This window comes from Lysinibacillus sp. AR18-8 (assembly GCF_001705465.1).
Taxonomy (GTDB): domain Bacteria; phylum Bacillota; class Bacilli; order Bacillales_A; family Planococcaceae; genus Lysinibacillus; species Lysinibacillus capsici.
Genome location: NZ_MDGU01000023.1, coordinates 266,443 through 273,090, shown reverse-complemented (window position 1 = coordinate 273,090; position 6,648 = coordinate 266,443). Strand labels below are relative to the sequence as shown.

Here is a 6,648-nt window from a genome sequence, read left to right as displayed (position 1 = left end):
GGGATACCTTCAGAGTTATAAAAGAAACAGCTAAAGGGTAGGTTGCCAACCTTTAACTCACCCGTCCGCCGCTAACGTCAAAGGAGCAAGCTCCTTTTCTGTTCGCTCGACTTGCATGTATTAGGCACGCCGCCAGCGTTCGTCCTGAGCCAGGATCAAACTCTCCATAAAAGAAATTTGATTAGCTCAAATTGTTTTGCTGGCATCATGTTTGATGTCCAAAATTTTTGTTTTGTTCACTAACCTAAGCTAGCTACTTAAAACTTTATTGATTACGTTTTGCTTGTTCAGTTTTCAAGGTTCATGTCATCGCCCTTTTGGACAACTATTTAAATTTACCATACAACCAAGAGGTTGTCAACACTTTTTTTGGAGCGGGTGATGAGAATCGAACTCACGACATCAGCTTGGAAGGCTGAGGTTTTACCATTAAACTACACCCGCATATATTTTCTTGAAAATGGCGCGCCCGGCAGGAGTCGAACCCACAACCTTCTGATCCGTAGTCAGACGCTCTATCCAATTGAGCTACGGGCGCATATGAAATTAATTAATTGACTTGGTGCGGCCGAGAGGACTTGAACCTCCACGGGGTTGCCCCCACTAGGCCCTCAACCTAGCGCGTCTGCCGTTCCGCCACGACCGCATTCAATTAGTAACTTTTTTATTATACTATGATAATTCAAAAAGTCAACTCTTTTTCTTAAAGAGATGAGCCATGAAGGACTCGAACCTTCGACCCTCTGATTAAAAGTCAGATGCTCTACCAACTGAGCTAATGGCTCGAATTAAGAAATGAATGGCTGGGGTACTAGGATTCGAACCTAGGCATGACGGAATCAAAATCCGTTGCCTTACCGCTTGGCTATACCCCAATAAGTGGCGGTCCCGACCGGGATCGAACCGGCGATCTCCTGCGTGACAGGCAGGCATGTTAACCGCTACACCACGGGACCAAAATATTATTTACATTAAATTATGAAAAATGACCCCTACGGGATTCGAACCCGTGTTACCGCCGTGAAAGGGCGGTGTCTTAACCACTTGACCAAGGGGCCATGGCTCCGAAGGCAGGACTCGAACCTGCGACAACCTGATTAACAGTCAGGTGCTACTACCAACTGAGCTACTTCGGAATAATTCATGTTATGTTGTCGTCGTTATCTTGTCGACTTTTACTATTATAGGGACAACTCAACAAAACGTCAACTATTTTTTAAACTTTTTTTACTCTACTAATTTTAATTTCCCCAAACACTTACTGCAACAATACCTTTCAACATTCATTTTTATTTTCCGTATATATAATTGGTGGCAATTGACACAAGTATATGTATAGCGTCGTCGTTGTTTTTTAACTGTAGCTTTCGGGACATGTAAAACTGCGCAAAATCGAGGGGCATCTACTTTCCTTAATAATTCTCTAAAATCTTTATCTCGATGCTGATACCCTTTACCTTCAATATGTAGGTGATAATGGCATAATTCGTGTAAAACAATACCATGAATCTCTTTCAAACCGTATAACTCATAGGCTTTAGGATTAATCTCAATATTATGGGATTGTAAAAGATATCGTCCTCCCGTTGACCGTAATCTCGGATTAAAGTAGGCTTGATGCAGAAAAGGCCTCTGAAAGTTTTCTAAAGATAAGCGACGAACAAGCTCTTGTAATTCTTGATTGTCCATAGTAATCACCTCTAACAACAAGAATACCACACTGCGTAGTATAGACAGTGTGGCAAAAATTTAGTACTCAAACTAATGCTTGATTTTTAGGAGGGAGCATCGTTAAAGAGATACGCCCTTTCGTTACATCTATTTGTTCAACCCAGACAGTTACAATATCCCCAAGTGCCACAACTTCTAATGGATGCTTAATACGTTTATTTTGGAGTTTAGAAATATGCACAAGTCCATCTTGCTTCACGCCAATGTCAACAAATGCGCCGAAATCTACTACATTTCTTACCGTCCCCTGCAATTCCATACCTACTTTTAAATCTTCCATTTTTAATACATCAGTCTTAAGCAATGGTTGTGGGAATGCATCACGTGGGTCACGACTAGGTTTCATTAAGGTATCCACGATATCTTGAATTGTCACAACTCCTACTCCAAGCACATCACTTAATTTTTGGATATTTAGTGCTGCAATAGCATCCTCTGCCTTCTGTGTCCCTAACTCTTTTTTATCTATTTGAGCCTCTGCTAATATTTGCTCAGCAAGGGCATAGCTCTCAGGATGAATACCTGTAGCATCAAACGGATTTTTTGCTTCTGGGACACGTAGGAAACCAATAGCTTGTTCATACGTTTTGGCGCCTAACCTTGGAATCTTCTTTAATTGCGCACGTGTAGTAAATTGACCATTTTCCTCTCGCGTCTTTACGATATTCTCTGCAACAAGTTTTGATAGACCAGAAACATATTGTAAGAGTGATGATGAAGCCGTATTTACATCTACACCAACTTGGTTAACAGCTGTTTCTACTATAAAAGATAGCGATTCATTTAATTTTTTTTGAGAAACATCATGCTGATACTGACCTACACCCACAGCTTTTGGTTCAATTTTCACTAACTCTGATAAAGGATCCTGTAAGCGACGTGCAATGGAGACAGCACTACGTTGTTCAACCTGTAAATCAGGAAATTCTGTACGTGCAATTTCAGACGCTGAATAAACAGATGCCCCCGCTTCATTGACAATCACATAGGCTATGTCAGTAGTAAGTTCATTTAATACATCCGCGATAAATTGTTCTGTCTCTCGAGATGCTGTACCATTACCAATGGCAATTATACTTATTGGATACTTTGCCAAAATTCCTTTTACAATAGCTTTGGATTTTGCCACATCTGGTTTCGGTGGATGTGGGTAAATAGCTGTAACCTCAAGCATTTTCCCAGTTTCATCTACAACCGCTAGCTTGCAACCTGTACGGTAAGCTGGATCAACCCCTAAAACATATTTACCTTTCATAGGTGGTTGTAGCAATAGGTTACGTAAATTTTCGGAAAAAATATGAATAGCCTGTGCCTCAGCTTTTTCTGTAAGCTCGTTTCGTAATTCCCTTTCAATTGAAGGCTGAATTAAACGCTTGTACGAATCCTCGATTGCTAGTTTAACTTCTGCAATAGCAGGAGACGAACCAGTTGCAGGTATCCATTCTTTCCACATAATCATTAATACTCGGTCCACCGGCACATGAATAGAAACCTTTAAGATTTCTTCTTTCTCTCCTCGGTTTATTGCTAAAATACGGTGTGGTACAATGCGACTAACAGGCTCTTCATATTCGTAATACATTTCAAAAACATTTTTCTCGTCGATTTCTGTATTTTTCATAGACGTCACAAGAATTCCATCTTTCCATGAATAAGCTCGGATTTTTTCACGAATAGAGGCATCGTCCGCAAAACGTTCTGCTAATATATCTCGAGCTCCTATCAGGGCTTCTTCCGTATTAGCAACTTGTTCGTTGTCCACAAAGTCAGTTGCTAATTGCTCTAATGCATCATCACTAAATGCTAACAGGAGATCTGCAAGAGGCTCTAAACCTTTCTCTTTTGCAATCGTCGCCTTTGTACGTCGTTTTTGCTTATATGGTCTATATAAATCCTCAACACGTTGTAAGATTGTTGCAGAAAGAATAGCCTGCTCTAATTCTGGTGTAAGCTTTTCTTGCTCTTGGATTAATCGTATAACTTCTTCTTTTCGTTGTTCAAGTTGCTGTATGTAGTGATAACGATCTTCTACAGCTTTAATTTGCACCTCATCAAGTGATCCTGTAACCTCTTTTCGATAGCGCGCAATAAATGGTACCGTATTTCCCTCTTCTAATAAGTTAATAACAGCTTCTACTTGCCCTGGTTTGACTGCTACATCCTTTGCAATGAGCTGTAACATTTGCTTTTGCTCCACATCATCACTACCTTTTTCTTTTCATTTTACCATTACACTTTACTAAAAATGCAAAAAAATAGTCTACTCAGACGAATATGAGTAGACTATTTCCATTCATTTTAAAGGTATTTTTCATTAAACACCCACGAAAGATTAGAGCGAAACACCGCCACTTGCTAGAATAGCCTCTTGTAATTTCTTTATTGCTTTCCTTTGTATCCTCGATACATGCATTTGAGAAATCCCTAATCGTTCTCCAGCTTCTTTTTGACTAAGTTGCTCTAGATATGTAAGCTGAATAATTTGTTTTTCCCTCTCATTCAACACAACCAGCGCCTCTGAAACAATCATTCGTTTATTGGTCATTTCATAGCCATCGTCTTCCCTGCCCAAAATATCGAATAACGTGACTGTACTACCGTCTGAGTCTGACTCTATCGAATGGTCCATAGAAAGAGCTTGATAACTACGGCTCATTTCCATAGCTTCTAGTACCTCTTCCTCTGCTACTTCTAATCGTTCAGCAATATCTTTAATGGATGGAGAACGCTGTAATTCAATTGTCAGCGCCTCCACAGTTGATTTAATCCTCGGCCCAAGTTCCTTTATACGTCTAGGCACATGCACATCCCATGTTTTATCACGTAAAAAACGTTTGATTTCCCCAACAATTGTTGGCACGGCAAAAGCTTCAAAACTACGACCAACATTCGGATCAAAACGTCTTATTGCACCTAACAATCCCAGCATCCCTACTTGAACAATATCATCATAATATGATTTACCATTCGAATATTTACGAGCTATAGATTCAACTAGATATCGATAATGAATCACTAAATTGGTTTGTGCTTCATCATCCTCCGTTGACTGGTACAATTCAATCCACTTAAGTACATCTTCTTTAGATGAAGATTTATGTAGTGATTCTTTCGACATTTTTCTCCACCTGCTCCCTAGTGACATACTTTGTCATGAAGACAGTTACGCCACCATCGTTATTGATCATCACCTCATCCATCAAAGTTTCCATTAAATAAAGTCCCAAACCACCTTCTCTTAGCCCTGCAATACTTTCTTCAGGATGATACGGCCCAATCTTAGACTTAATCTCTTCAAAATTAAAACTATTGCCGTAATCCGCAATCATCATTTCCATTTTATTGTCGTACAGCGCACACCCGATGACAATTTCACCCTCTTCTTCGTCTTTATAAGCATGGTGAACAACATTTGTCACAGCCTCACTTGCTGCAATTTTTAAATCTTCAATATCATCATAATTAAAGCCAATCCTACTCGCTAAGCCCGAGACAGTTAATCGAATGACACTGACAAATTGCGGTTTAGCAGGAACTCTAATTTCAATATAGTCAAATTCCTTCATTATCTTAATTCCACCTTTTTATCAGTTTCGATATCCATCAAATCACTAAGACCAGTAATTTCAAATAATCTTTGTAACCTATTCGATAAACCAACGAGCTTTACTTTACCATTTTCACGTAATGCTCTTTTATAAAAGGCAACAAAAATCCCAAGTCCTGTACTATCCATGTAATTTACCTTTGATAGATCAAGCTCAATTTCTAAACCCTCTGTAATCTTTACAGCTTCTAATTCGTCTCGTAATCCTGAAGCAGTAAACGTATCAATCTCACCCTCAACAAAGCCAAATAATTTATGATCAATTTCTTTAAAATGTATCGTTACGTCCATATAGCACACCTCCACCATATTTGTTAGACTATTTTCTCTACCCTGTTCAATTTAAACTTAAACCTATTTTTTTAAAATAACTACAGTAAAATCATCAAATAGTTTAAAATTTTGCACTCTCTCTATTTCCTTATAAAGGAGCTGACACAATTGCTGGGCAGATAAATGTCTATTTTCTTTTATTAAAGTTGTGATTACCTCTCGCGAATTTAATTCTTCTTTCACTCTAAATTCTGTCACACCGTCGGTCATCATAATAATCAAATCATTCTCTTCTAACACAATTTCATGAAACGTATAGTTTGTTTCAGACAATACACCCAATAGTAAACCTTTAGCCTCTAAGGTAAAGAACTGATCGTTCTTTGCACTATAATGTAAAGCTGGTTCATGGCCTGCCGAAGCATAAGAAAAAATGTTTTGCTCTACATCTAAGCAGCCATAAAACATCGAAACAAACATACTGTCATCCACACCTTTTTCTATTACCCTATTAATAACTTCTAAAACATATGAGGGATCTTTATATGCATATACTAATGTTTCAAGTCCATATTTCACCATCGACATACATAAAGCAGCAGGAACTCCTTTACCGACAACATCTGTCACAGCCACACTCAAATATTCTTCTCCATCATGAAAAAAATGTACATAATCGCCGTTCATTTTTCGAATAGGTACTGAAATCATACCTATATCAATATTTTGCATATTCGGCACATAAGTTTTCAACAATGTTTTTTGGATGTTTGTCGCTATTTTCATTTCCATTTCATATTCAGCTTGCTTTTGAAGTAAACTTTGATGCTCTCTATGTGCCATTCCATAATGCACCATTACTTCAATCAAAAAATCATAAGCAGGCTGTGATTCGTTCATTTGATTCGGAAATATTTGTTCTACAGCATTTTTATGAATGCTAATAACATCCTCGGGAGAAATATTTTTTTGAATTAACTGACGTGTGAAGTTCTGAGCGATATATAAATTTCTTTCTGTTTGGTTGACCATATAAT

6 protein-coding genes, 8 tRNA genes and 1 rRNA gene are annotated in these 6,648 nt (G+C 38.3%); all 15 read right to left on the bottom strand.

Annotation, left to right across the window (positions count from 1 at the left end; genetic code table 11):
• Positions 1–171, bottom strand: a 16S ribosomal RNA gene (locus BFM98_RS24165); the annotation flags it as partial.
• Between the two features lie 199 nt (positions 172–370).
• Positions 371–444: transfer RNA gene (locus BFM98_RS17635), tRNA-Gly, on the bottom strand.
• A 17-nt stretch (positions 445–461) separates the two neighbouring features.
• Positions 462–538, bottom strand: a tRNA-Arg gene (locus BFM98_RS17630).
• A gap of 22 nt (positions 539–560) precedes the next feature.
• Positions 561–646: transfer RNA gene (locus tag BFM98_RS17625), tRNA-Leu, on the bottom strand.
• Between the two features lie 66 nt (positions 647–712).
• Positions 713–785 (bottom strand) — tRNA-Lys (locus tag BFM98_RS17620).
• A 15-nt stretch (positions 786–800) separates the two neighbouring features.
• Positions 801–875, bottom strand: a tRNA-Gln gene (locus BFM98_RS17615).
• Between the two features lie 5 nt (positions 876–880).
• A tRNA-Asp gene (locus tag BFM98_RS17610) sits at positions 881–956 on the bottom strand.
• A 30-nt stretch (positions 957–986) separates the two neighbouring features.
• Positions 987–1,058, bottom strand: a tRNA-Glu gene (locus BFM98_RS17605).
• A 1-nt stretch (position 1,059) separates the two neighbouring features.
• Positions 1,060–1,136, bottom strand: a tRNA-Asn gene (locus tag BFM98_RS17600).
• 91 nt (positions 1,137–1,227) lie between these two features.
• Complete coding sequence (locus tag BFM98_RS17595) at positions 1,228–1,689, bottom strand: SprT family protein (protein ID WP_066038034.1); 462 nt, start codon at positions 1,687–1,689, stop codon at positions 1,228–1,230.
• Positions 1,690–1,756: 67 nt separating this feature from the next.
• Positions 1,757–3,928, bottom strand: a complete 2,172-nt coding sequence (locus tag BFM98_RS17590; protein ID WP_066038033.1) for a Tex family protein — start codon at positions 3,926–3,928, stop codon at positions 1,757–1,759.
• Between the two features lie 135 nt (positions 3,929–4,063).
• Positions 4,064–4,849: an RNA polymerase sigma factor SigB gene (sigB, locus tag BFM98_RS17585; protein ID WP_066038032.1), complete on the bottom strand. Its 786-nt coding sequence runs from the start codon at positions 4,847–4,849 to the stop codon at positions 4,064–4,066.
• A complete protein-coding gene (rsbW, locus tag BFM98_RS17580) occupies positions 4,827–5,297 on the bottom strand; it encodes an anti-sigma B factor RsbW (RefSeq protein ID WP_016993413.1) in 471 nt (156 codons plus the stop codon). The genes sigB and rsbW overlap by 23 nt, the downstream gene beginning before the upstream one ends.
• A complete protein-coding gene (locus BFM98_RS17575; RefSeq protein WP_016993414.1) occupies positions 5,297–5,629 on the bottom strand; it encodes an STAS domain-containing protein in 333 nt (110 codons plus the stop codon). The genes rsbW and BFM98_RS17575 overlap by 1 nt, the downstream gene beginning before the upstream one ends.
• Before the next feature lie 63 nt (positions 5,630–5,692).
• The gene (locus BFM98_RS17570; RefSeq protein WP_048394289.1) at positions 5,693–6,643 is read right to left on the bottom strand and encodes a PP2C family protein-serine/threonine phosphatase; all 951 of its coding nucleotides are present in this window, start codon (positions 6,641–6,643) and stop codon (positions 5,693–5,695) included.
• Positions 6,644–6,648: the final 5 nt, after the last annotated feature.